This is a genomic window from Chitinophaga sp., from assembly GCF_017745275.1.
In the GTDB taxonomy this organism is placed as follows: Bacteria; Bacteroidota; Bacteroidia; order Chitinophagales; family Chitinophagaceae; genus Chitinophaga.
Genome location: NZ_JAGHZS010000005.1, coordinates 402,513 through 428,077 on the forward strand (window position 1 = coordinate 402,513; position 25,565 = coordinate 428,077).

The following is a 25,565-nucleotide window of genomic DNA, read 5'->3' on the forward strand; positions in this document are numbered from 1 at the left end:
AAAATTGTAGCGTCAGAAACCGATGCTGTTGCCACCATCTACTGGCAGCACTACACCGGTGATAAATTTTGCGGCGTCGCTGGTCAGGAAGTACGCGGCTTCGGCAATATCAACAGGTTGTCCCATGGTTCCCATAGGGGTTCTGCCAAATACTTTCGCCTTTCTTTCCGGATCACTGTTGAGTGCTTTGGCCGTCATATCGGAATAGATGAATCCGGGTGCAATGGCGTTGACGCGGATGCCCTGGGGCGACAATTCCACTGCCATGGCCCTGGTCATGCCATCAATGGCTGTTTTGCTGGCGGAATAAGCAATTACCTTGGGCAGGCCGTACTGTGCTGCCATAGAGCTGATGTGAATGATACAACCACTTTTTTGTAGTTGCATCTGTTTCACCACTTCCCGGCTCATCGTGAACACCGCCGTCAGATTCGTGAGGATGATCTGTTGAAACTCGTCGTCTGTTACTGCCGTAAAATCTTTTTTCATATTGGTGCCGGCATTATTCACCAGGATATCGATGGTGCCATATTGATGGATGATTGATTGTACAAAGGCGGGTATGGCAGAAAGATGGGTAACATCTATAGTGATGGCCTTGCAAAGCGGCCCCAGTTGCTGTTGCGCGGCATGTAGCCGCTCCTCATTTCTTCCTGCAATGATAACCTGTATACCTTCCTGCACAAATTTTTCGGCAATCGCCAGGCCCAGCCCGGAGCCCCCACCGGTAACAATGGCTACCTTTCTTTTTGTTGCTGGCATCATCTTTCTTCGTCAGTTTAAATAATTATTTTAAATGCCCGGTGCAAACGGGAATTGTAGTTGTTGATAATATTCCAAGGTATGATCCGGTTTTTCATAAGATGCCGGAATGGGCATATGGGAAATACTTTGAAAATATAATACACAGGCATTCCGCCACCAGAGCGCTTCTTTATGTTGAATATTCAATAGCATGCGCACTTGTTCAAACCGTTGTTTATCTACATAAGGTTGCAGCGATTGCCACGTAGCCTGCAGGGAGTCCGCATGTGCGGCGCCGGTGTAGTATTGATAGCAAAGCTCCTCCCACAGGTTTCGGCCGCTCTTCATTTTAAATGTCCACGGTACATGATGAAACCATAAGAGATATTTTTCATCGCAGGTATTTACATCTGCCCACTGCCGCTGTACCGCTGCTTGGTATTGCGCGAGGGCATTACTGCCCGTGGCGGTGCGGTCGAAGCCGATACCGGCGCTATCGGCTTTGTGGTAGTACACCGGGTTCCATTCAGGGCGACTCAAATTATTCACCCAGGGTGCGGGGCCGTAGTGGTGACTGGTACCCATGATATGATGCAGTCCTAACGGGTTCGCATACTGTACAAACAGGTCCCTGCTTTCCAGCATCAGTCGTGATGCTGTTTTCAAAAAAGCGGGGTTGTCAGACCATGTCATGCGTAACCATTCGTCCGCAATCTGTTCACTGGAAAGCGTGTGATCCCAGGCGAGGCGCCCGAGGGCGTACCAGTTGGCCTGCGCAAAGGGATGTCCGCACCAGTTGATATCGTTGCCGATGTTGGCTACGCCGGCCATGCCGGTGAGTGAATGCGCATCCAGGCTGCCATCAATGATTTTTGCCACGGTGCTGCCTTTTCCTTTGGCATAGGTATCGCTCTCTAGTGTTTCTTTAAACAGCGGCGCCAGGAAAACGAGGTGCGTGCCTTGTCCGAGGTATTCCTGTGTTACCTGGAATTCCATCATCAGCGGCGTATGCGGCATAGCGCCAAACAGCGGATGGAAGGGCTCTCTGGGCATGAAGTCGATGGCGCCGTTTTTTACTTGTACCATCACGTTGGGCCGGAATTGTCCGTCGAGGGGCGTAAAGTCGTTATACGCCTGTTGATGCCGGTCTACCGGGTTTTCGTGGCTGTATACAAAGGCCCGCCAGATGATGATGCCATGAAAAGGGGCGATGGCATCTGCGAGCATATTAGCGCCTTCGGCATGACTGCGGTGATAGTCCTGCGGGCCGGGTTGCCCTTCGCTGTTAGCTTTTACGAGGAAGCCACCGAAGTCGGGAACGTAGGAATAGATCTCTTTAATTTTTTCTTTCCACCATTGTTGTACGCCAGGATCCAGTGGGTCAGCGGTTTTGAGGCCACCGATGTTCATAGGTGCGCTGAACCTGGCGGTGAGAAATACTTTGATGCCATAGGGGCGGAGCACATCTGCCAGGGCTTTTACTTTTTCCAGGTAGGCAGGCGTGAGTACGGTGGCGTTGGCGTTCACGTTGGTGATCACGGTACCGTTGATGCCAATGGAAGCGTTGGCCCGTGCATAATCTATATATCGCTGATCGATGTAGTTGGGCAGGGTATGCCAGTTCCAGATGGAGAAGCCGGCATAGCCTCTTTCCACGGTTCTGTCGGGGTTATCCCAGTGGTTCAGCATACGCAGGCGCAGCTTTGGTGCAGATACCAGGGGCTGTGCGGGAATCGGTTGTGCTGTTTGCAGCAGGCGCAGGAAATGAAAGGCGCCGTATAATACGCCCCGGTCAGTATTGCCGGCAATGAGTATACATTTTTTCTGGTTGACGAACGTGGTGGTGATCACGAAACCTTCTTCCCCGGCTTGTTGCAACTGCGTACGGATGTTGGCGTTATGAATCAATAAAGACGAAGCAGGTGTGCCGGCAATGATGGTGCCGTTGCGGTATGGTGTGTTCCGGAGTGCAGGGGTTATCTGCAATAAACCCGACAAACCATTGGTTAATTCTTCTTTTACAATGCGCATGGTAGCGGAAGACCCGCTGATAATAAGGCTGTTGGCTTGTTGGCGGTAGGAGGTAAGGAGAGAGGGGGAAGTGATCCGTGTGTACCGGAGCCACAGGTCATACCCGTTTTCTCCTTTGGCAGTAAGGAGATAACAGAGGCAGACTAGCCATAACGTGGTTTTCTTCATGCAACAATTTTATTGAATGACGATGCGGGTTGCCCGGATGCAAATAACGGTATCGACTATATGTTCTTAGTGATCAGCTGCTCGTGTTCTCTTCCCGTAAATCACTTTTTGTGCCTTATTTTCGCAATCGGTTGCGTAAATATCTCAAAAAAATTTTATTCCTGCAATTTGTTTTTGAGAGAAGAGTCCCTGATTACCAGATCGGCGCGGAGCGTAATAGCATTGGTGTTATAGAGGTTACTGATGCCTTTGAGGTGATTAATAAGATGGGTGGCTGCCGTATGTCCAAGGCTTTCGCCGGGATACTCAACGGTGGTGAGGTTGGGCGCTATCACCCGGCTGATAGGGTCATTATTAAAGCCGGCGAAGGCAATATCTTCCGGGATACGCAGGCCGGCGTCTTTGAGGGCCAGCATACAATATACAGCGGCGGTGTCATTGGCGGAGAAAACCGCATCGGGGCGCTTATTGACCGGTAAATCCAGTATATACCGGGCGGCATCCGTACCCGCCTGCTCTGAGAGGTGACTGGTGAGGTGCCATTTTTCTTTTACAGGTAAATGATGATCACGCAGCGCCTGCTGGTAGCCGTTGAGCCTTTCCTGGTATACATTCCGCAGCACGTTGCCACCCAGGTGCATGATCTTTGTACATCCCTGGCTGATCAGGTGTTTGGTAATATTATAAGCTGCCTCGTAATTATTAATGCCTACTGCCGTGCTTTCATCATGCTGATGAATACGGTCGAAGAACACCACCGGTATCTTCTTCTTAAAGAAAGGTTCCAGGTGCCTGATAGTTTGGGTGTTGGAAGAAAGGGAGATGAGCAGGCCGTCTACCCGCTTATTAAACATGGTGGCCGCATTGCGTTTTTCTTTTTCTACATCCTCGAGCGACTGGGCGATGATCAGGTTGTAGCCGTGGCGGTTGGCTGCATCTTCCATACCTGCAATGGCAGACGACATAAAGTGACTGTTCAGTCGCGGTACCAGCACGCCCAGTGTATTCGTCTGCCGGCTTCTCAGGCTGCTGGCAAAGGTGTTCGACTGATATCCCAGTAACTGTGCCGTGTCCTCAATTTTCCTGCGGGTGCTTTTACTGATCATGGGATTGTTCTTCAACCCCCTGCTCACAGTGGCTGCAGATACGTTCAGGTATTTGGCAATATCGTATATAGTTACTTCCCGGTCGGCTGACATTTATGATCGCTTGTTCTTCAAAGGAAATCAACTTTCTTTGAATAAAAAAATGCAATCGGTTACGTAAGGCCGGTTTTCTCTTATATTCGTTCTAACGAACCAAAGGCGATAGATACGCCTGCGGATAATTTTTACTTTTTAAGATGCTTTATAAAACAGTCAATATGTTCATGCAGGAAACCATGCGTTGGTTTGGACCACACGATATTGTTCGTTTAAGCGACATCCGGCAGGCAGGATGCGAAGGGGTGGTGACCGCACTACACCAGATCCCCGTGGGTGAAGTATGGCCCATCGCGGCTATTGAGGAGCGGAAAGCGATGATTGAAAAAGAGGGAATGAGTTGGACTGTGGTAGAAAGTTTACCCGTTAGTGAAGATATTAAACGGCAAAGCGGAGATTATAAAACGCATATCGCCTATTACAAAGAAAGTTTACAAAACCTGGCTGCCTGCGGGATCAAAGTGATTACGTACAACTTTATGCCCGTGATGGATTGGGTACGTACTGACATTAGTTATACGTTGCCCTCCGGTGGTAAAGCCTTGTACTTTGAGCGCGCGGCGTTTATTGCCTTTGATCTTTTTATGTTGAAACGGCCACTCGCGGAGAACGATTATACGCCGGCAGCAATAGCTACGGCGGAGCATTGGTGGGAGACACATGCAGATGCAGAAAAACAAGCCGTATTTCAAAATGCGATGTTGGGATTGCCGGGAAGTACGGGTCGCTTTACGCCTGCTGAAATTCTTGCGGCATTGGATTCATATAAAGGAATAGATACCGCCAGGTTAAAAGCACACCTGTTTTATTTTTTAAGAGAGGTGGTGCCGGTAGCGGAATCACTGGGATTGAAGATGGCCGTGCATCCGGATGATCCGCCATACCCGGTATTGGGATTGCCCCGCATTGTAAGCACTGCGCAGGATTTACGGGACATAATAGCCTCCGTGCCTTCTCCTGCCAACGGGCTTTGCTTTTGTTCCGGTTCCCTGGGGGTACGCCCGGACAATGATTTGATGAGCATCATTGCGGAGCTGGGAGCGCATATTCACTTTTTGCACCTGCGCAATACGCGGCGGGATGAGCAGGGTAACTTTTTTGAAGCGGACCATTTAAACGGAGATGTGGATATGGTGGCCGTGGTGCGGGCATTGTTATTGTTGATGAAGGAAAGAAGGGTGGCGTTGCCGGTAAGACCAGATCATGGCCATCAGTTGCTGGATGATCATACCAAAACCACGTATCCGGGCTATTCGGCCATTGGCAGGCTCAAAGGGCTGGCAGAACTGCGGGGACTGCAAAGAGGTCTCGCCAGTATATTATCTTAGCTAAAGCCGCCGCGTACGCACATCTACACAGGTTTTTCCATAGCGCTAATGGTCTTATCAATGATGTTGTTGAAAAAGGAGGTATTTTGCAGGTTGATTCAGACTATAAATTTGATAAATAGTATTAATATGTCCATAGGAGAAAATGTAAATGCCAACCAGAGCGGAGATCCATATGAAAATTTTCGGTCGTTGTTACAGCAGTCCATCGTATTTCCCACTGAGTATACTTTTAAGTTCATTATAAAAGCAGAAGAGGCGAAGATAGCGGAGCTGAAGGCAATGTTTGCTGATGTAGCGGCAAAGATCACGGAAACCAATTCTTCCGGCGGAAAATATAAATCATTTACGGTGCTGGTGCCTGTGCAGAATGAAGAAGAAGTGATTACTTATTACAAGCAGGTATCCACGATCGATTCCGTAATTATGTTATAAGGAATGGTGTGAGAGTGGGGTGTAAAGGAATTGTTATAATATTGACATTTTTCAATGTATTGCATGGTTGAATACGCCAAAATCACTACTTTCGTTGCCTTATATATAATAGCTAATCGAAATTTATGAAGCAAACAGTACCAGCTTTAGCCCTGCTGCTTTCCTTGGCAGCCTGCGGTGGTGCTTCGACTGAACAGACGAAGACCGAAGAAAAAAAAGAAGCAGCTGCCACTACCGGCGCAGCTTATGCAATTGACACTGTAGCCAGCGCCGTACAATGGCGTGCAACCCACAAAGGTGGTTTTGCTCCACGCTTTGGTGTAATCAAAGTAACAAATGGTAGCCTCAACGTTGACAACGGTGCTGTTACCGGTGGTAGCTTTGATGTAAACATGAACAGCCTGACTACTGATCCTGCTGCTGTAACTGAAGCAGGTAAAAAGTCAACCGACCTGGATGGTCACCTGAAAAGCGGTGATTTCTTTGATGTAGCAAAGTATCCATCTGCTAAATTCGTTATCACTGCTGTTGCTCCTTACGATAGCGCTAAACAGAAAAGCCTGTTGCCTGGTGCTACTAACCTGATCAGCGGTAACCTGACACTGAAAGACAGCACCCTGAACATCACTTTCCCTGCACAAATCGCAGTAAACGGCAACGATGTTACCGCTAATGCTAAATTTGTGATCGACAGATCTGCATGGGGTATCAGCTACAAAACAGAAGGTAGCCCTGAAAACTGGATGATCAGCAAAGAAGTTGAAATTGGTTTCAGCGTAAAAGGAACTAAAAAATAATTCAACTGCGCAAGCAATTGTATGGAATAGAAAGCGCCCCGCAGTAATTGCTGCGGGGCGCTTTTTTGCATAAGAAAATCACAGGGAGCCCCTCACAGCCACCAGCTTATGCCTGTATTGTATTTTAATTTTTTTATCATTACCTTGGTTCAATTGCTTCAAAACAATTTCGTCAAGCCATGGGAGATCCGGCAGAGGAAGGGCATAAAGCCGCCACGTTATTACAGCAGGAGGTTACCGGGCTGGAGCTGGTATTCAAAGAATGCTACGCCATTCTCCTTGCTTACGCCTGCAAGTATGTATTGCGCGAAACCGCTGAAGACATTGTGCAGGATGTTTTTGTACAACTACACCGTAAAGGCACCCTGCACATAACCACCAATATTAAAAGTTACCTTTTTCGTAGTATCCACAATAGTTGCCTGGACTATATTAAACACCAGGCAGTACACCAGCGTTATGTAAATGCGTCGCTGCCGGCACTCACGGCGGCAGAACTGGACTATTTCAGTCCGGATGGCGGCAGGCAAAGCCTGTTGGAACTGGATCACCTTGAAGTCAGTGTATGGCAGGCCATAGAAGCATTACCGCCCAAATGCCGGGAAGTAGTGAAACTCCGCTACCAGCAAGGACTCAAAACCGGCGAGATATCCGAAGCCATGGGCATTTCTTCCCGTACGGTGGAAACACAGTTATATAAGGCCATTAAGCAGTTGAGAGGAATGATACGACGTACTAACCTCCTGTTTTCCTTTATCATCATGTAGCAGGCTGCCTTCACATTTTTTTTATTTTTCTAAAAAAAAATGAAAAAAGCATACGTAGATATTCTCTCCTTGTCGTCTAAATAAGTGACATGTCACAAAACAATACTAACGATTTGGATTATACGATTTTAATCAGGTTCATAGATGGGCAAACAACGCCGGAAGAAACGGCGGCAGTTACCGAATGGTTAGCCGCTTCCCCCGATAACCAGGCCCTGTATTTCCAGGTGAAAGATATCTTTGACCAGCAGTTAGCCAGCAGCATTACACCTGTTGAAGCTGACCAAAGCTGGGAAAAGGTGATAACACAGCTGGGAGCAGAACGCAGTGTTCCGGTAAGACGGCTTGGCTGGATGAAATATGCCGCCGCTGTGTTGGCACTGTTACTGGTTGGTGGCGCTGGTATTTACCTGTGGAGGAAAAGCAATACCCCGCCTGCGCCAATGGCTACACTGGTATCGAAAAAAAATACGGTGCAAACGATCCTTTTACCGGACAGTACACGTATATGGGTGAAGCCCGGAGGAAGCGTGAAAATGAAGGAAGGCCCAAATGAAAATACACGTGAAGTATGGCTGGAAGGAACCGCTTATTTCGAAGTAGTGAAAAAAGCCGCCGTACCATTTACAGTACATGTACCGGACATGACAGTGACGGTACTGGGTACTGCTTTCACCATCAACGATCGTCTTCAACACCCGGCGGTAATGGTAAATTCCGGCCTGGTTAAAGCCACTGCTTTCAATAAAGAACTATTGGTGCATCCCGGTGAAAGAGGAATGGTGACCGATAGCCTGTTACGGATAGATCACGTTAATCCACAGTTATATGCTGCGTGGAAAGACGGCGACTATAAATTTGAAGAAACTTCGATAGAAGAAATCAGGGAATTGTTGCTCGCGAATTACGGGTATGAAGTGGCAGTGATACAGCCACAAAAATTCCGCGGTACCCGTATCAGCGGACATGTATTGATCACAGATGAAAATAGTTTATGTAAAGTTTTGGGCGCCATGCTGAATGCCTCCGTGCGGAAAGATGGCTACCGGATTATTATTCAACCAAAGTAAGTTTCAATTTAAAAATGTATCGTCAAATGCCTGTCAGTTAAGTTGGTAATCTGAATTTTGCTGCATTGAAAATCCTAATGTTGCCGCCTGGTGATACCAGTTGGACAACATTGTACGCCGCGTTCGATGAAATACTTATCTTGTTACGACCGTCAGCCATTACGTCCACGCGTACCAGGCTGCAATTGCAAAAACCATATTATTAACAACAGTGACAATTAACAACGAAATACACAGGTATTGTCTGAAGTCTTTAACCAAAATATGTAGTCTTTAACCAAAATTTATTCGTTATGAAATTTGGATCTCTACGGCATTGCCTGAAGGGAGTGGCTGGTCTATGCTTTGTACTGAGTGCGATAACCCCGCCCTTACATGCACAGGACGCAATGGCGGGCATCGAAACGCCAACCAACCAGGAACGTGGCCGGAGCAGTCCTTCTGAAAGAGGAAGCAGCACGCAAATGATTCCACTGAAGGATGCCCTCGAAAAAATATATTCGAAATATCAACTCAGGATCGCCCACAATGAAAAGTATACAAAAGATATTTTGTTACCCGACAAAATATTGAGAATGGACGCCGAAAACGTGGTGCCCTTTCTCCAGAAAACATTACTGGGACATAACCTTAGCCTGAGCCCCATGGGCCCATCACAATATGTGATTACTCCTGCGGAGAACCGTACACCCGCGCCTGTACGAAAACCGGCTGTAAAACTAAAAGTATCCGGTACGGTAAAAGACAAGCTGGGTGCACCCCTGGTAGGGGTGACCGTAAAAGTCCAGGGAACACCCACCGGTACTACCACCAACGATAAAGGGTATTACGAACTGGACGTGGACCCCACCGATGTACTCGAATTTTCTTACATCGGTTATCAGCCCCAACAGATCGCCGTAAGGAATAAAGTAGATATCAATGTGGAAATGCTGGCGAAAGAAGGGGGCCTGAATGAAGTGGTGGTAGTAGGTTTCGGTGCACAAAAGAAAATCAGCCTCGTAGGTGCACAGTCTACCATTAAGCCGGAAGAACTGAAGCTGCCGGTACGCAGTCTTACCAATGCATTGGGCGGACGCCTCGCCGGCATTGTTGCCGTGCAAAGAAGTGGTGAACCCGGCTATGATGGCTCCGATATCTGGATACGCGGTATCTCTACCTTCGGCTCCAGTCCACGTGGCCCACTCATCATCGTGGATGGTGTTCCCGATCGTAGCATCAACGACCTTGATCCCGAAGATATCGCCAGTTTTACGGTATTGAAAGATGCCTCAGCCACCGCTGTGTATGGTACCCGTGGCGCCAACGGCGTTATCCTCGTTAACACCAAAACAGGAAGACCCGGTAAACCACAAATCAATGTGGAACTTAACCAGGCCATCACGAAATTTTCGCAGTTGCCGAAATTTGTAGATGCACCCACCTTTATGCACCTGTATAATGAAGGCTTGGAAATGAGAGGCAGAACACCATTGTATTCAGAAGAGACAATACAAAAACATGCCTCCGGCGAAGATCCGGACCTGTACCCAAACGTAGATTGGTTCAAAGTACTGTTCAATAAATGGGGGCAGAGCAGAAGAGCCAACCTCAACGTAAAAGGAGGTTCTGAATTTGCTACATACTATATTTCTGCAGGATATTACTCAGAAACAGGGTTGCTGAAAAGCGATCATGTGCAATCCTATAATTCAGATATTAAACTGGACCGGTATAATTTCACCACTAACGTAGACGCTAATATCACCAAAACAACCAAACTGGAATTAGGCGTTAATGGTTATATCATCAACAGCAATTATCCGGGTATTGGTACCAACGCTTTATTTGACCTGGCTACACAGGTGCCACCACACCTGATTCCACCACAATATTCTAACGGGGAATGGCCTAAAATACCCAATGGTAGCTATCCCAGCCCCTATCGAAATCTTACGCAATCGGGTTATGCTACGGAATACCGGAACACCGTCCGTTCTAATATCCGCCTAAGGCAAAATTTTGATTTCATCTTAAAAGGCCTGTCGGCCACCAGCATGTTTGCGTTTGACGCCTATGGCTGGAATAACCTGAACCGGAAAAGAGAGGTACAAACCTATTATGCCACTGGTCGGGATTCCGCCGGCAACCTGATCACCAAAGTAGTAGATCCCGGATCCAACGTACTGGGTTTTGAAGTGTCCAGGGGAGGTAACCGTCGCTTCTATACGGAAACTGCCCTGAACTACGCCAATAAATTCGGCGATCATGATGTATCCGGTTTGTTATTGTATAACCAGTCCGACTATATCAATGCAGATGCCGGTAGCCTGATTGAATCTATCCCTTACCGCATCAGGGGCCTGAGTGGACGTGGTACCTATGGCTATAAGAACCGTTACTTTGCCGAAGTGAATTTTGGTTATAACGGCTCCGAAAACTTTACACCGCGGAAGCGATATGGATTGTTCCCTTCTTATGGTGTGGGCTGGGTAGTTTCTAATGAAAACTTCTTCGCTCCATTGAGTCATGTATTAAGTTACTTTAAACTCCGCTATACCTACGGTTTGTCTGGTAACAGTAACACCGGCTCCCGCTTCCTCTTCCTGACCAGGATTAAGGCCGATGACGGGTTGGGTTACACCTTCGGTGTACCAGGCAACACCACCTGGGCACGTGGCCTGCAGGAAGACCAGATTGGATCAGAAGTAAGCTGGGAAACCGGTAAACGGCAAAACCTGGGTATTGAAATAAAGGCCTTCCATGATGAGTTATCCCTGATTGTGGAATTGTTCCAGGAACGCAGAACAGGTATCCTCTTAAGAAAGTACGATATCCCTTACGCTTCCGGCTATACGACCGACAATATCCCGTATAGTAATATTGGTATTACCGAGAACAAGGGTATTGATGTTACCCTCGAGTATAACAAATCATTTTCCAAAGGTTATTGGGCGGCCTTCCGGGGTAACTTCAACTTCAACATCAACAAAGATGTATATGATGGATTACCACCATGGCAGTATCCTTGGCTGAACCGCACCGGTCATCCTATTGATCAGCGCTTTGGATATGTAGCCCTCGGCTTGTTTTCTGATTCCGCAGATATTACCAAGTCGGCCAAACAGGCTGGAGATGTACGTCCCGGTGATATTAAATATAAAGACCTGAACGGCGATGGACAAATCAACAGCTACGATCAGCAGGCCATTGGTTATGGTTCCGTACCACGCATTGTATATGGATTGAACTTCAGCGCAGGCGCCAAAGGATTTGATCTGAGCCTGTTTTTCCAGGGAGTAGCGATGGTCGACTTTATGTATAGCGGCGGCCATGCCACCAATCCCTTCTATGAAGGACCTACTATCGGTAACCTGTATACAGTGGCTACTGATCGCTGGACACCGGATAATCCCAATACACGGCCTTTCTACCCAAGAATGTCAACCCGCCAGGATATCACCACCAACTATTATGAAAGTACCTGGTGGATTAAACGTGCGGACTATATCCGCCTGAAAAGTGCGGAGCTGGGCTATACATTTAATGATAAAGGATTACAACGGTTTGGCCTGAAGAATGTCCGTACCTACGTGAATGGTACCAACCTCTTTACTATTTCACCCTGGAAAATATGGGACCCGGAATTGGGCGATGGAAGAGGAACAGCGTATCCTAACATGACCACTTTCAACTTTGGTGTCCGGGCTAATTTCAAATAAAACGCACGATTATGAGTCATTACTTCTTCAGAAAAAATATCCTGCTACTTGTACTGCTGTTACTGGCAGGCAGTTGTAAGAAAGGATTCCTCAATACAGTACCGGATAATATCACCACACTGAACGACGTGTTCACCAACAGGGCCATGACAGAACAATGGCTGGCACGCATTTACAACCCGATGCCGGACATGTGGGCACAACCCTACAGCGTTCCCTGGACCGGGCAATGCGATGAGGTAGATTACGCGTGGGTACAACCCGGTATTAATTCCGGTGCTATTACCGCTGATAATGCCAGTCCTTCCTATTGGAATGGATACTACCAAACCATCCGGCAGGCTGCCATATTTTTAAAGAACGCAGATTTAAATAAGGAGATTCAGTCGCAGCCCAATGGTGTACAGTTACTGAAGCAATACAAAGCAGAAGCGCGTTTCCTCAGAGCCTATTATTACTGGTTACTGATGCGGCAATATGGTCCTGTGGTATTAATGGGAGAGGATCCCATGGCGCCGGATGCAGACTTTCAGATCCCCAGGAGTTCATGGGATAACTGTGTTGCCTATGTGTTATCAGAGATGGATAAAGCGATGCCGGATGTACCGGTACAGCATATGAATCCGGTAGATCCCACACAGCCGGATGTAACGCAAACCGGTCGCATTACACAGCCTATTATACTGGCGGTAAAGTCGCAGATCCTGTTATATAGCGCCAGCCCATTGTTTAATGGAAACAGTGAGATGAGCAGCTTTAAGAACATGGATGGCTCCAGCCTGATTAACCCGACTTTCGACAAAGAAAAATGGAAGAAAGCTGCCGATGCAGCGAAGGCAGTGATAGATTTAAACAGGTGGCAACTATATACCGTAGCAGATGCTGACCCTTTCAGAGCTGCATTTTTGTCCTGCCGCAACCTCTTTTTTGATGGCTGGCAAACAGAGGCTATCTGGATACGTACCAGCTCCGACCACGTATGGAACTGGGAACGCCACTGTTCTCCCCGTTGCGCCAACGGCAACGCCTGGAATGGAATTGCTGTGACCCAGGAAATGGTGGACGTTTTTCGTACCACCAATGGTAAACCGATTACAGATAACAGCAGCGGCTATACGGAAACCGGGTTTACCAATACTCCTACGCCTTATTATGTGGATGGTACTTCCAATATGTATGTAGGCCGGGAGCCCAGGTTTTATGTAGATGTAACCTTTAATGGTTCCGTGATCCCCGTAGTGCCGGAGAATGGACAAACCCGGGTGGAATTCTTCTTTACCGGTAACTCAGGAAAGAACGGTGCGCCGCGCGACTGGCCGTCTACCGGGTATACCGCCCGTAAAAATATTCACCCTAATACCGACTTCAGGACCGGCAGGAACTTCTCCCGCCCGGCGATGATGATCCGCCTGGGAGAAATTTACCTGAACTACGCGGAAGCATTGAATGAATACGATCCAGGCAATCCTGATGTATTAAAATATCTCAACAAAATCCGCCATCGCGGTGGATTGCCGGATATTGCTCCCGGCGCCAGCCAGGACGAGATGCGTAAACAAATTCACCTGGAACGCCAGATAGAGCTGATGTTTGAAGGACATCGCTACTGGGATGTGCGTCGCTGGAAAGTGCCCAACGCACCAGACCAGCACCAGGGCGGGCAATTCCACGGCATGAATATCGAAAAAGGTTCGTTCCTGTCGGATCCGGAATTCCATAAAAGAATAGTGGCTTTCACCAGGGCACAATGGAATAATAAGTTTTATTTCTACCCCGTGCCACAGAGCGAAATTGATCGCAATAAAAAACTGGTACAAGCCCCGGGATATTAATGCAGTGACGATGGAATTAGTACGCAGCCCCGCTATATGGCGGGGCTGTTTTGTTAACACGCCCTTACCAGAAAATGGGCTTATATTTATGCTGTTAACCAACATACAGCGTCATGAAAGAACTGATAGACAACAACGACCTGGAAGGCATCAGAAAGGCGCTTTCTGAAAATGCTTCCTTGGCCAACGAAGGCATTCCCTTCGATGAAGAAAATCCCACTAAAGCGCACCCTCTGCATCGTATCTGTGATGGCGTATTTGCGCATGCTTTCACCGATCAGGAGGGCGTGGAAATGGCGCAAATATTTTTATCGTACGGGGCTAACGTGAACGGCAATACGTTGGAAACAGGGCAGGATACACCATTGACTGCCGCCGCCAGTTTGCATGCAGAAGAAGTAGGTATCTTGTACATCAACAATGGCGCGGATATTCATCATGCCGGTTGCCATGGCGGCACCGCCCTGCATTGGGCTGCCTGGGTAGGAAGAGATAAGCTCGTGGAAAAACTGATCCGGGAAGGCGCAGCTATCAATCAACGGTGTACCGAATTTCACGGCTCTCCGCTTTTATGGGCTGTACATGGGTATAAATATGGGGGAATAAAAAACAGGCATCAACAGGCGGCGTGTGTACGTTTACTCCTGGCTGCCGGCGCAGATAAAACGATTCCCAATATAGATGGCACTACACCGCTCGAGTTCCTGGAGGAACAGGACGAGGAGCTGATACAGCTGTTGCAGTAGCCATCTCCGGACACTATAAATAATTCGGCAGGGTTAGCTAAAAATATTAAATTAGGTAGTAAACAACCTATCACAATGATGAAAAGAACCATTTCTTTGAAGGCAATTATCCTGTTATTGTTGACTGTTACCTGTTACCTCCCTTCTTTTAGCCAAACTGAGAAAAAACAAGATGTTATCCTGAAGCTCAGTGGAGAAGAGCTAAAGGGCAATGTAGTCGAAATCACCGACGACGCTATCAAATTTACTTATACCGGCGAGAAACTGGTATATACCCTGAAGAAATCAGATATACAAAAAATTACTTTCGCCAGCGGACGTGTGGAAGTAGTAAATACGCCTGCTGCTGCAGCACCTGCTGCTACTGCTGCTCCGGCGCCGGTGAGTGCAGAAGAACGCCGGAATAAAGTGGCTATTCTACCCTTTAGTTTTGTGAAGGATGGTCAGCCAGCCGCACAGGAAGTGAGTGATGGCGTACAAAATGAATTCTATGCATTCCTGAGCAAACACGCAGGGGTATATACTATTGTAAGTCCGCGTGGTACCAACGTGAAGCTCAATAAGGCTGGTATTACCCGCGCTACCATGATGAATTATACTATGGCGGAAATTGCCGATATATTAGGAGTAGAATTTATTGTAGACGGGATGATTACACAAAACCGTACCACGCAAACCAGCTATGGAAGCACCACCTACAGTGATAAGAGTAAGAAAGATGATGGAGATAGAAAGAACAGTGGATATTCCAGTAGCAATTCTACCAGTGTACAGAATTATGAAACAACTATGGACCTGAAAATTTATAATAACAAAAGCGATGTTATTTACAACCAGAACAGGAAAGCTTTCTGGAACACTGCAGATGCGTATAAAAATACGATGGAGTACCTGATCAAGCGCTGCCCGCTTTATACTAAATAAGGCTTTTAATATGAAAATATTGTTCCGCCCCAAGGCAGAAAGCAAACAACCCGGTAGTAGATACTACCGGGTTGTTGTTTGATACACATATCACACCTGTAAATGATGCTCTTGTAGGGTGTTGTAAAAAAATGCTGCCGGGCTAAACTGAACAAAACCCGACAGCATAAGAGGATAACGGACAGTCCGAAGGCTATCAGTTACCGGGTTGCCTTTATCCGCAATATCACACTCGTGCGCCTGGCGCTCGTTTGTGGATTAAAACCTATTTTCATCAGGAAATCTCCTGAATAGGTTTGGGTAGGGTTCAGCGGTGTAGTACTACCTGGATAGAGATTAATTTCTTCAATCGTATATTGTTTACCAGGATCTAATCCTTTCATCTTAATGGGTAATTGCAATGTAGTCACAAAGGTGGCAGGCATATGGTAGTTAAATACAACTGCCTCTTCTTTCTTTGCATCTACATAAGCAATAGAAGCTACTTTGTTGTGACGGGGATCCTGCAGGCGGTATTGGTCGCCATGCCATACGATATCCTTGAAGGAATCATACAAACGTATTGCTTGCTGGCAGAACAACAGGTCGTTAGGCGACAACTCATTTACTTTTATATCGAAGCCTAATTTTCCCATCATGGCCACGTCGGTTTTGAATTTGATCGGCTGGCGGCCCATGTCGGTAACATGATTGTCTACCGCGATAGAGGGGAAGTAATAGGAGTAATCCCATTGTATAAAGATCCTGTCGTAGGCATTGGTATTATCACTGGCCCAGAATTCTGTAAAGTACTGCAGTGCGCCATAATCTACCCTGGATCCGCCGCCGGCGCAAAGCATCATCGCTACATCCGGATACTTTTTACGGATCTTTTCCAATACGCGATACAATCCGCGTACATATTCAAAGTTGAGATGATCCTGGTTTTTCAGGGTGGCGGAGTGTGCGTTGTAGATCAGGGAGTTGCAGTCCCACTTAATGAAAGAGAGGCCTGGCGCTTCTTTGAACAGGTTATCAATGCTTTCATATACGAAGTCCTGTACCTGTGGATTAGAAAGATCCAGCACTAACTGGTTGCGCATGTAGTATTCCTTACGACCGGGTTCTTTCAGTACCCAGTCCGGATGTTTTTCATACAATTCGCTGTTGGGATTTACCATTTCGGGTTCTATCCAGATGCCAAATTTTACCCCGTTTTCTTTGGCTACCTGGTCCAGGTGGCCAAGGCCTTTCTTCAGTTTAGCACGATTTACCTGCCAGTCGCCAAGCCCGCCGGTAGCGTTGTTGCGTGGATACTTATTACCAAACCATCCATCATCCAGCAGGAATACATTGGTGCCCAATTTTTTGGCATCCTGTATCAATGCCTCCAGTTTGGCATCATCGAAATCGAAGTAAGTGGTTTCCCAGTTGTTCAGCAGCGTGTATCGATCACCGGTACCATTTAACAGGCGGTATTGCCTGGCCCAGTGCTGTAAATTGCGACTGGCCAGACCTTTACCTTTATCAGACAGCGTGTATACAAATTTAGGGGTAACAAACGGCTCGTTAGGTTTCAGGGTGTAATTGGCTGCAGCATTGTTGATGCCAGCCGTTACCCGCAGATAATATTCATCAAAAGTTTCAAAGTCGAGGCGGAAGTTGCCGGTCCATTCCAGCGATCCGGCGATTACCTGTCCTTCATCTTCCGTGGCGGGCTTGTCAAGCGATACCATAAAAGAGGAGGAGTGGAGCAGGTTATTGCGGGTGCCAAGTTTGGAGTCAATGGTCCGCAGGCCATGTGGCAGGAGTTGTTCTTCCGGCTGCATTTCCTGTCCCCAGCTACTGTAGTGGTTATTCAGGTAAAATGCTTTACCCTGCAAGGTAAGGTTGGCGGAAGCATATTTATTTAGTAAGATGTCGCCCTTCTCATGATGTATGATCTCCGCCCATTGCTCAATGACATCTTCTTTACGGTATGCTTCCATATACAGTGTTACCATTACATTATATACACTGTCTTTTAACTGTATGCTGGTGAGGGTGCGGTTATCGTCCAGTTGTTTCACCTGGTGGGTTACATATTGCAGCACCAGTGATTTGTCGCCGTTGTAATGTGTCACTGCCAGCGCAGGTTCCAGCAGGTTAAGAGAGCCGGAGCCCATATATATTTCCCGTTTGTTAAACAGGTCATCGTTGCCGGGTTTGAATTTGTCGAGCGAACGAAGTAGCCGGTATTCATTTATATTATCAGCCCTGGCACCGAAGTAGGTAACGAGTAGCGATTTCTCCGCATCGGTTTCCATCACCAAAGCATTATTTTTTGTTTCCACTGTAATGATTTGCTGGGCGCTGAGTGTAGCAGTGGCGGAGGTTACAGCGGCCAGCAAAAGGGTGATCGTTTTTGTAATCATGGAATTTATTGGTATTTTTAAAAAATATAGTTCCCAAAAAAAAGCGGCCGGTAGTGAGAGGGCACTGCCAGCGTATATATTTATTTCGGTGTCATGTACTTTATTATGCTGGGGCGAAGGTAGTATGCCGATAAGCAGTCCAGTTTACAATTTTTGATCAGTGTTGATCGGATTTTGACTTGTTGAAAATGGGGAAGGGGGCAGGCATAAAAAAAGGAGTACTTTGAAAAGTACTCCGGGTAGCAGTTTTATTCACTATTGTTAAACCTTATTCTTCACTGGCTTCCTCGTTAATAGAGGATTCTGCCAATTCCGTCAACGTTTCATCTGTAGCCTTTTCGTTGGCTAAGGTTTGTGAAAGTAACCTTTCCACGTCGTCATGTCCCATATTAGCTGCGAAAACACGGAGTGTGCCATAAGTAGCAATTTCATAGTGTTCTACTTTCTGAGCAGCCAGGATTAAACCAGCGTCACGAATCATGGAATCAGCATCTGTATCTTCAATAATACTGTTTGCTTCCGCGATGAGACCTTCCATGGCCTCGCATTTTTTAGCGGTTGCTTTCTCTCCTAATAATTCAAACACCTGTTCCAGCGTTTCCACATGTGTTTGGGTTTCGCCGGCGTGTTTTTCAAAGGCGGCCGCCAGTTCTTCGCTGGTAGCCGATTTTTTCATTTTTCCCAGTGCTTTCACCAGCGCTTTCTCTGCCCAGTAAATGTCTTTAAGTTCGTCAACAAAGAACTTATGGAATTCAGAATTTTCCATTTTTTGGGTCTTGCCGGTGGCTTTGGCAGTGCTTCCTTTACCGGCGGCTGATCTGGTGGACGATGATGTTCTGGAGGATGTTTTGGTAGTTGCCATAACGATAGTTTAAAAGATGAGTGATCTCTTTATTTTTTCAAAAGATATGCCTGACGCATCATTTTTTAAGATGCCTGTATAGCCTTGTATTTCAGATGCTGACTTTGCCATGATGCGTCTATCGCTGCGGGGAGAAAAATGCACGCTTTGCTGTAGAAAGAAATGTTTTATTGTGGTGTTTTTCCATGCCTGGTTGCTGTGCCTGATATCCGCTGATGTGACTGTAAACATGCATGAGCAGTGTGGTTTAGCTTGTTACTGTATTTATTCCGGCATGGATTTTTGCGGCGGCATTGTTTAAAAAAGCAGCAGTATGAATACAATACATTTACTGTTTGGTGATGGAGAGCAACTATCTATGCTTCAAATGTCCGGCAGGGCATTCGTGATGTTTTTTATTACGCTTCTTTTAATCCGGATAGGAGGGATGCGTATCTTCGGAAAGAAGTCGACGATGGATACCATTGTTATCATTATGCTGGGCGCTATACTGGCAAGAGGAGTAGTAGGAGCATCTCCGTTTTTCTCCACGGTGGCGGCAGCCACGGTCGTTGTTTTAGTAGATCGTTTGCTGGCGGCTCTCTGTATCAGGTGGGGTAAAGTAGCAAGCATAATAAAAGGAGAGCCGTTGCTGTTATATACGAATGGTGAAATTATCTGGCAGCATATGAGGATAGCATCTTTAAGTAAGGCAGATTTACTGGAAAGTTTGCGGCTGGAAACGCATATGGATACGCTGGAGGGCGTGTTGCAGGCGCAGATGGAAACGAATGGGAGGATTAGTTTTGTATTGAAAAAATAAGTTTTGGCTGCGTATCGATTTCGATAGCCAGCCAAAACTAGTCTTTTTAAGGTACTTTTGGCTGGCTATTGAAATCGATACGCAGCCAAAACTCATCCGAAATAAATAAATCAGGACCACCTTCCTGCGGGACTACCGCCTTCAAACGGCCGCTGGAAGCCATAAATTACCATAACATGCCTACCGCAAAAAAAGTATTGTCCGCCGCACAACAGGAAACTTTACTCCAAACGCTGAAAGCCCGTTTTGAAAAACATATGCAGCGCCACAAAGGACTCGATTGGGCTAAAATAGCCACCAGGCTGACCGCTGACAAAGCAAAACTCTGGTCGTTGCAGGAAATGGAAAACACGGGTGGAGAACCAGATGTAGTAGGATACGACAAAAAAACAGGCGAATATCTTTTTTATGATTGCTCTCCTGAAACGCCCCAAGGACGCCGGAGTATTTGCTACGACCAGGAAGCGCTGGATGCCAGGAAGGAAAATAAACCGGCCGGCAATGCGGTGAGTATGGCAGCAGCAATGGGCGTGGACCTTTTAACTGAAGAAGAGTACCGGTCATTGCAACAGTTGGGCGCATTCGATCAGAAAACCTCCAGTTGGATAAAAACACCTGCTGAGGTTAGAAAGCTTGGTGGCGCTGAGTTTGGGGATAGACGCTATAATAGAGTATTCATATACCATAATGGCGCGGATTCTTACTATGCCGCCAGAGGCTTCCGTGGCGTGTTAAAAGTATAATTGACAAGCCACATCCCACTACTCGAAGCCTAGCTTAATAAGGAACAATCAAAACGTATAGACACCCTGTATGAAAATTTATAGTAATTAATTATCGTTTTACGATAATTAATTACTATTTTTGGGTCATTGATCTAAATTCACGCCCAATGACCCGTGTAAAAGCTGTTTCTAAAATACTGTACTACCTCAGCAAAATATTAGCGCTGGGCTACCTGGTAACCACGGCATACGCCATTATTTGCTTATTGACCAACTGGAATATAGCGGCCTATGGAGATGGACATTCTCTCCATATCTTTTATCCTTTTACCGGCCGGCCTTTCTTAAATATAGCATCCAGCCCCTCGTATATTATTTTCTCCTTTCTGGTGCCACTGGTATTGTATAGCGTATTCTTCCAACTGGCATCCGGTGTATTTAAAGTCTTTTATCAGCCTAAACTGTTCTCCCTGCATCATATTACGCAACTACGCCGGTTTTACCTGCTCAACAGTATTGCGCCGGGTATCGCTGCGTTATGCGCTGCCTTGTTTGTATCGGTGCAGCAGGCCGTTTGGGTACTGGTGATCGTGCATTTATTCCTGGGGGCTTTCGCCTGGTTTATGGCAGCGATATTCAAACAGGGATTGCGTTTACAAAACGAACAGGACTTATTCATATAGTCATGCCAATTATCATAAACATAGATGTGATGCTTGCAAAACGTAAAATGCAAAGCAAAGAATTGGCGGAAAAATTAGGAATTACGCCGGTCAACTTATCCATCCTTAAAACCGGGAAGGCAAAAGGGGTGCGGTTCGACACCCTCGAAGCCATCTGCAAAATTTTAGCTTGTCAGCCCGGCGATATTTTGGAATATAGGGAAGAAGAATAATCCACTCATATCATCAATAGTATTAAAAAAGCCATGGACCTCCATGGTAAGGAATTGTATTGTCTAAACTCAGAGAATATGAACAGGCTTTGTATTGATCAGCTTTCGCTCACCTATCAAAATGGCGTAAAAGCACTCCGAAATATTTCACTCGATATCAGTAACGGGATGTTTGGTTTGTTAGGACCCAATGGCGCCGGCAAATCATCCCTCATGAAAACCATGGTGGGTCTGCAAAAGCCCGATACCGGTCAAATCGTTTTCAATGACGTAGATGTAATAGAACATCCGCTATTTCTCCGAAAGCAACTGGGCTTTTTACCGCAGGACTTTGGCGTTTATCCGAAGATTTCTGCGTACAATTTGTTACAACATCTTGCTATACTTAAAGGTATCAGCAGCGCCGCTGAAAGAAATGCACAAATAGATTATTTACTCAACAAAGTAAACCTGCTGCACGCGCAACATAAAGAAGTATACACCTTTTCCGGTGGAATGAAACAACGCTTTGGCGTAGCACAGGCGCTACTGGGAAACCCGCAACTGATCATTGTGGATGAACCTACAGCCGGACTGGATCCGGAAGAACGAAACCGGTTTAATATACTGTTAAGCGATATCAGCGAGCAGGTGATCGTGATCCTGTCTACGCACATCGTGGAAGATGTACAGCACCTGTGCCAACAGGTAGCCGTTATCAAAGATGGTATCATACAGGCCGCTGACAGCCCGGCACAAATGATCAGTAAACTCAGGGGAAAAGTTTGGATAAAAGAGGTGCATAAATCCGCGCTCCCATCTTACCAAAATAATTACCAGTTGCTTGGCCAACAGGTGATAGCAGGAGCTATGCATATTACTGTTTTTGCAGAAGAGCCACCGGAGGGCTTCCTGTCCATCACACCCACACTGGAACATGCATATTTTCACGCCCTTTATCATGCATAACTCATGAAAGCCATTTTTTTATTCGACCTGAAAACATATACAAAGGGACTGACGATATCCTTGCTGATCGCGTGTTTCCTTGGCATTGGCCTGTTTGCCGGCAGCCAGTTTAAGGTAGGCGCAGGTACGGCAATTTCTTTTAATTCGCCCTACAGCACCGGCTTTATGCTCGGCTTGTTGAGCCTTTCCATGATCCTCACCGCTACAGCTTTTGCACAGCAACTACTTTTCAAAGAATGGGATACACGGTTCGACCAGATCCTGTTTACCACGCCGGTTAGTAAGTATGCAGTAGCACGTGGACGTTTCCTGTTGCTGTGGATAATAACGCTTGCCGGCTTTTTAATATTGACCACAGGCTTTGGTATTGGGCAAACGCTACGGGCAGGCAGTACTATACCGCTGATCAGTTACGTATATCCATTCATTTTTTTCGGTGGCGTCAACAGTATACTGATATGTAGCTGGTTGTGCTGCCTGGCATGGAGTACCCGCAATAAGCTGACGATGGCTGTAGGAGGACTGTTGCTATATGTAATGTACATGGTGCTGTTGCTCTTTTCTGATTCCCCGCTGATGGCACAGGCATCGCCGCAATCGTTGGCTGCGCAGCAGTGGGCAGCTATCCTGGACCCTTTCGGATTATCGGCCTGGTTTTATGATAGCAGCCGCCTTTCTGTTAGTCAGCATAATACCCTGCTGATACCGGCCTCCGGATATTTTCTGCTGAACAGGGCGCTCATTGGCGTCATCTCGTGGATATGCTTACTCATCGGCTACAAAGGCTTTTCCCGTGTCAACAGCAAACGGAAATCATCTCCCCCAATACCAGCTGATAAATTACCAATAGCCGTTCACGTGAGAGTTGCTACGATGTTTAACTTGCGTACGCGATGGCTGTCGGTGGCGTCGTTTATCAAAATGGATATCGGCTATGCCATTAAAAGCATTCCATTCTTTGCCAGTGCGGTGCTATTGATTTTCTACACCGGGATGGAGTTGTATGCCGCTATTGAAAAGGGAATCCGGCTGCCGCAGCAATATGCGGAATCAGGGTTAATGGCTACTACCATCATGGAGAGCTTCCACTTCATGGGGATGCTGCTGATGGTGTATTTTATTAATGAGTGGTACTGGAAAAGTAGCCGGGAAAAATTTGCAGCATTGGAAAATAGTACTGCGCATGGCGCTTATCGGCTATGGGGGCATTGGTGCAGTGGGGTAATACTCCTGTTCGCCTATACGGTTATTATGATTGTACTGGGTCTCATTTTTCAGTGGGCGTTTCATTACCGGACGGTTGACTGGCGCGCGTATGGTGGTATTATCATTTTTAATACCTGGCCATTGTTGCTGTTGACAACAGGACTGCTGTTGGTTAATGAACTGGTGAACCGGCACTACCTCGCTTTGGGTATCAGTATGCTGGCTGCATTGGCGCTGGCAAGTCCGTTATCAAAGAAAATAATTACGTACCCGCTTTTTCGCTTCTTTTCCGGGTTTACAGGGGTGTATAGCGACTTCAATGGATACGACGCTTATTTGCCTTCTTTTGTAGCAAGAATGGCATTTGGAACAGGCCTGATGGGAATAGCATGGCTGCTCTATAGCATGATGAAAAGCAGGCGGTTGAAAATAACACCGTTGTTGGCGATAGTCGTGTTAGCCGCTGGCAGTTTTTTCTCCGGCAAAACATTTATGGAAGGATACAGGGAGAAAGACAGCGCCGCCGGAATAACTGCTGCTGCCCGCTATGAGCAATCATACCGGAGGTACCAGGGCCTGCCGCAGCCGGCAATTACAGATGTAACTGCGCAGGTGCATCTCTATCCCCATGAAAGGCGATATACCATTAGGGGGAAGTACCTGGTTAAAAACCTTTCTGGTAGTACGATGGATAAAGTACTCATTAATTTTGACGAAGGGCTAAAAGTTATTCATGCCCGTTATGCCACAGCAAAAGAGACGATAGTCATTCATCAGCCTGTGACAGCGCTGGCGTTGCAGCATCCTTTGCAGCCAAATGATAGTGCGGATATTTATTTTGAGATGTCATACAACTGGGTGCCTGTCAATGGTCATCAGCCACCCAATGCCATCCTGGAAAATGGGTCATTCATGAGGATCAGCCGTTATTTTCCCTGCCTGGGTTACCAGTCATCGCGGGAAGTAACGGACACGCAACAACGTCAGCAGGCGGGATTGGGGAGCCCCACCGGCATCACCGCCGTGGATGCGGCGCATACCACGCCATATGAGTTTATCAATTTAGACCTGGTGATTTCCACTGATGCCGGCCAGACCGCCATCGGTACCGGAGAGCTGGTACGGCAATGGCAGCAGGATGGCCGGAACTATTTCCATTACAGGACCTCACATCCCTGCCCCTTTCGTTTCGCCCTCTCGTCTGCCATTTATGCCATGCGCCGTACAGTTTATAAAGGAATAACGATGTGCGTGTACTATCATCCGGATCATCCGGAAAATGTAGCGCATTTGATATCAGGAGCGCAACAAACGCTGGATTATTGCCAGGAAAATTTTGGCCCTTATCCGTTCCATTCCATTACGTTTTCCGAAGTATCTGCATTTGCCGGTGGCTTTGCGGGAACCGCCTATCCTGCCGCTGTTTTTATGACGGAGAATGGCCTCTTTCATGCAAATATTAAAGCGGATCAACAGCAGGATGTGATTAATGAATTGGCAGCCCATGAGTTGTCGCACCTCTGGTGGGGTGGTGACCAGGTAGATCCTGACAGCCGCGAAGGGGCGGCCATGCTCACTGAAACGCTGGCCATGTACACAGAGATGATGTTATATAAAAAAATGTATGGGCGGGAGAAGATGCTGGAGAAAGTGAAAATACATCAGCAAATTTATGACCGTGAAAAAGGACTTTCAGGCAATCCGCCGTTGTATAAAGTGCTGGATCAACAAACACATATTGCCTATTCAAAAGGAGCGGTAGTAATGGTACAGCTCAGTGAACTGATCGGGGAAGATAAAGTAAATGAAGCGTTACGGAATTTCCTGGACCATCACCGGTATCCGCTGCCCAGGCCTGTTTCAACGGATCTGATCAGGGAGATACTGAATGTCAGTCATACACGCTTTCACGCCACCATTAAAAGGTTATTCATGAATAGTTAAATTGTCGTTTTTATCCAAACAACCAGCCCGGGGTGGCGCGTAGTT

20 protein-coding genes are annotated in these 25,565 nt (G+C 46.8%); 15 read left to right on the top strand and 5 right to left on the bottom strand.

The genetic code is table 11. From position 1 onward, the window contains the following. Positions 1-12: 12 nt before the first annotated feature. The 3 genes from J7623_RS16790 to J7623_RS16800 all read right to left on the bottom strand — a co-directional run bounded on the left by J7623_RS16790 (position 13) and on the right by J7623_RS16800 (position 4,142). Positions 13-765: an SDR family oxidoreductase gene (locus J7623_RS16790; RefSeq protein WP_291922428.1), complete on the bottom strand. Its 753-nt coding sequence runs from the start codon at positions 763-765 to the stop codon at positions 13-15. 27 nt (positions 766-792) lie between these two features. Beyond that, entirely contained in the window at positions 793-2,943 is a 2,151-nt protein-coding gene (locus J7623_RS16795; protein WP_291922429.1) for an alpha-glucuronidase family glycosyl hydrolase, read from the bottom strand. 155 nt (positions 2,944-3,098) lie between these two features. Beyond that, positions 3,099-4,142: a LacI family DNA-binding transcriptional regulator gene (locus tag J7623_RS16800; RefSeq protein WP_291922430.1), complete on the bottom strand. Its 1,044-nt coding sequence runs from the start codon at positions 4,140-4,142 to the stop codon at positions 3,099-3,101. A 164-nt stretch (positions 4,143-4,306) separates the two neighbouring features. On the opposite strand from J7623_RS16800, the gene uxuA reads away from it, so the two are divergent. The 9 genes from uxuA (at position 4,307) to J7623_RS16845 (ending at position 15,745) form a co-directional block, all read left to right on the top strand. Next, a complete protein-coding gene (gene uxuA, locus J7623_RS16805) occupies positions 4,307-5,473 on the top strand; it encodes a mannonate dehydratase (RefSeq protein WP_291922431.1) in 1,167 nt (388 codons plus the stop codon). Positions 5,474-5,602: 129 nt separating this feature from the next. Then, positions 5,603-5,908: a DUF493 domain-containing protein gene (locus J7623_RS16810; RefSeq protein WP_291922432.1), complete on the top strand. Its 306-nt coding sequence runs from the start codon at positions 5,603-5,605 to the stop codon at positions 5,906-5,908. Positions 5,909-6,033: 125 nt separating this feature from the next. Beyond that, positions 6,034-6,705, top strand: coding sequence for a YceI family protein (locus J7623_RS16815; protein WP_291922433.1), 672 nt, complete (start codon positions 6,034-6,036; stop codon positions 6,703-6,705). A gap of 179 nt (positions 6,706-6,884) precedes the next feature. After that, positions 6,885-7,472 (top strand): RNA polymerase sigma-70 factor, encoded by a 588-nt coding sequence (locus J7623_RS16820; protein ID WP_291922434.1) that lies wholly within the window; start codon positions 6,885-6,887, stop codon positions 7,470-7,472. An 89-nt stretch (positions 7,473-7,561) separates the two neighbouring features. Further along, complete coding sequence (locus J7623_RS16825) at positions 7,562-8,542, top strand: FecR domain-containing protein (protein ID WP_291922435.1); 981 nt, start codon at positions 7,562-7,564, stop codon at positions 8,540-8,542. Between the two features lie 293 nt (positions 8,543-8,835). Continuing rightward, positions 8,836-12,243: a TonB-dependent receptor gene (locus J7623_RS16830; RefSeq protein ID WP_291922436.1), complete on the top strand. Its 3,408-nt coding sequence runs from the start codon at positions 8,836-8,838 to the stop codon at positions 12,241-12,243. Positions 12,244-12,254: 11 nt separating this feature from the next. Next, entirely contained in the window at positions 12,255-14,075 is a 1,821-nt protein-coding gene (locus tag J7623_RS16835; RefSeq protein ID WP_291922437.1) for a RagB/SusD family nutrient uptake outer membrane protein, read from the top strand. Positions 14,076-14,188: 113 nt separating this feature from the next. After that, positions 14,189-14,821 (top strand): ankyrin repeat domain-containing protein, encoded by a 633-nt coding sequence (locus J7623_RS16840; protein ID WP_291922438.1) that lies wholly within the window; start codon positions 14,189-14,191, stop codon positions 14,819-14,821. A 75-nt stretch (positions 14,822-14,896) separates the two neighbouring features. After that, the gene (locus J7623_RS16845; RefSeq protein ID WP_291922439.1) at positions 14,897-15,745 is read left to right on the top strand and encodes a hypothetical protein; all 849 of its coding nucleotides are present in this window, start codon (positions 14,897-14,899) and stop codon (positions 15,743-15,745) included. Positions 15,746-15,945: 200 nt separating this feature from the next. Here J7623_RS16845 and J7623_RS16850 read toward each other — a convergent pair whose 3' ends face one another. Both J7623_RS16850 and J7623_RS16855 read right to left on the bottom strand, forming a co-directional pair. Next, positions 15,946-18,138 carry an alpha-galactosidase gene (locus tag J7623_RS16850; RefSeq protein ID WP_291922441.1) on the bottom strand — a complete coding sequence of 731 codons (2,193 nt, stop codon included), beginning with the start codon at positions 18,136-18,138 and terminating at the stop codon, positions 15,946-15,948. A gap of 268 nt (positions 18,139-18,406) precedes the next feature. Then, entirely contained in the window at positions 18,407-19,000 is a 594-nt protein-coding gene (locus J7623_RS16855; RefSeq protein WP_291922443.1) for a ferritin-like domain-containing protein, read from the bottom strand. A gap of 313 nt (positions 19,001-19,313) precedes the next feature. Here J7623_RS16855 and J7623_RS16860 point away from each other — a divergent pair, with 313 nt between their 5' ends. The 6 genes from J7623_RS16860 to J7623_RS16885 all read left to right on the top strand — a co-directional run bounded on the left by J7623_RS16860 (position 19,314) and on the right by J7623_RS16885 (position 25,520). Beyond that, the gene (locus tag J7623_RS16860) at positions 19,314-19,802 is read left to right on the top strand and encodes a YetF domain-containing protein (protein ID WP_291922446.1); all 489 of its coding nucleotides are present in this window, start codon (positions 19,314-19,316) and stop codon (positions 19,800-19,802) included. A gap of 176 nt (positions 19,803-19,978) precedes the next feature. Further along, on the top strand, positions 19,979-20,545 hold the full coding sequence (locus J7623_RS16865; RefSeq protein WP_291922448.1) for a DUF4256 domain-containing protein: 567 nt from the start codon (positions 19,979-19,981) through the stop codon (positions 20,543-20,545). A 149-nt stretch (positions 20,546-20,694) separates the two neighbouring features. Then, positions 20,695-21,210, top strand: coding sequence for a hypothetical protein (locus J7623_RS16870; protein WP_291922450.1), 516 nt, complete (start codon positions 20,695-20,697; stop codon positions 21,208-21,210). 2 nt (positions 21,211-21,212) lie between these two features. Continuing rightward, positions 21,213-21,422 (top strand): helix-turn-helix transcriptional regulator, encoded by a 210-nt coding sequence (locus J7623_RS16875; RefSeq protein ID WP_291922451.1) that lies wholly within the window; start codon positions 21,213-21,215, stop codon positions 21,420-21,422. 78 nt (positions 21,423-21,500) lie between these two features. Then, a complete protein-coding gene (locus J7623_RS16880; protein WP_291922453.1) occupies positions 21,501-22,370 on the top strand; it encodes an ABC transporter ATP-binding protein in 870 nt (289 codons plus the stop codon). A gap of 3 nt (positions 22,371-22,373) precedes the next feature. Beyond that, complete coding sequence (locus J7623_RS16885) at positions 22,374-25,520, top strand: M1 family aminopeptidase (RefSeq protein WP_291922455.1); 3,147 nt, start codon at positions 22,374-22,376, stop codon at positions 25,518-25,520. Positions 25,521-25,565 lie beyond the last annotated feature (45 nt).

What these genes read in the sequence shown, in the direction of transcription:
- J7623_RS16800 (WP_291922430.1), bottom strand. Translation starts at nt 4,142, where the DNA reads ATGTCAGCCGACCGGGAAGTAACTATATACGATATTGCCAAATACCTG.
- J7623_RS16860 (WP_291922446.1), top strand. Translation starts at nt 19,314, where the DNA reads ATGAATACAATACATTTACTGTTTGGTGATGGAGAGCAACTATCTATG.
- J7623_RS16855 (WP_291922443.1), bottom strand. Translation starts at nt 19,000, where the DNA reads ATGGCAACTACCAAAACATCCTCCAGAACATCATCGTCCACCAGATCA.
- J7623_RS16835 (WP_291922437.1), top strand. Translation starts at nt 12,255, where the DNA reads ATGAGTCATTACTTCTTCAGAAAAAATATCCTGCTACTTGTACTGCTG.
- J7623_RS16850 (WP_291922441.1), bottom strand. Translation starts at nt 18,138, where the DNA reads ATGATTACAAAAACGATCACCCTTTTGCTGGCCGCTGTAACCTCCGCC.
- uxuA (WP_291922431.1), top strand. Translation starts at nt 4,307, where the DNA reads ATGTTCATGCAGGAAACCATGCGTTGGTTTGGACCACACGATATTGTT.
- J7623_RS16825 (WP_291922435.1), top strand. Translation starts at nt 7,562, where the DNA reads ATGTCACAAAACAATACTAACGATTTGGATTATACGATTTTAATCAGG.
- J7623_RS16865 (WP_291922448.1), top strand. Translation starts at nt 19,979, where the DNA reads ATGCCTACCGCAAAAAAAGTATTGTCCGCCGCACAACAGGAAACTTTA.
- J7623_RS16790 (WP_291922428.1), bottom strand. Translation starts at nt 765, where the DNA reads ATGATGCCAGCAACAAAAAGAAAGGTAGCCATTGTTACCGGTGGGGGC.
- J7623_RS16880 (WP_291922453.1), top strand. Translation starts at nt 21,501, where the DNA reads ATGAACAGGCTTTGTATTGATCAGCTTTCGCTCACCTATCAAAATGGC.
- J7623_RS16810 (WP_291922432.1), top strand. Translation starts at nt 5,603, where the DNA reads ATGTCCATAGGAGAAAATGTAAATGCCAACCAGAGCGGAGATCCATAT.
- J7623_RS16820 (WP_291922434.1), top strand. Translation starts at nt 6,885, where the DNA reads ATGGGAGATCCGGCAGAGGAAGGGCATAAAGCCGCCACGTTATTACAG.
- J7623_RS16795 (WP_291922429.1), bottom strand. Translation starts at nt 2,943, where the DNA reads ATGAAGAAAACCACGTTATGGCTAGTCTGCCTCTGTTATCTCCTTACT.
- J7623_RS16840 (WP_291922438.1), top strand. Translation starts at nt 14,189, where the DNA reads ATGAAAGAACTGATAGACAACAACGACCTGGAAGGCATCAGAAAGGCG.
- J7623_RS16885 (WP_291922455.1), top strand. Translation starts at nt 22,374, where the DNA reads ATGAAAGCCATTTTTTTATTCGACCTGAAAACATATACAAAGGGACTG.
- J7623_RS16830 (WP_291922436.1), top strand. Translation starts at nt 8,836, where the DNA reads ATGAAATTTGGATCTCTACGGCATTGCCTGAAGGGAGTGGCTGGTCTA.
- J7623_RS16845 (WP_291922439.1), top strand. Translation starts at nt 14,897, where the DNA reads ATGATGAAAAGAACCATTTCTTTGAAGGCAATTATCCTGTTATTGTTG.
- J7623_RS16870 (WP_291922450.1), top strand. Translation starts at nt 20,695, where the DNA reads ATGACCCGTGTAAAAGCTGTTTCTAAAATACTGTACTACCTCAGCAAA.
- J7623_RS16875 (WP_291922451.1), top strand. Translation starts at nt 21,213, where the DNA reads ATGCCAATTATCATAAACATAGATGTGATGCTTGCAAAACGTAAAATG.
- J7623_RS16815 (WP_291922433.1), top strand. Translation starts at nt 6,034, where the DNA reads ATGAAGCAAACAGTACCAGCTTTAGCCCTGCTGCTTTCCTTGGCAGCC.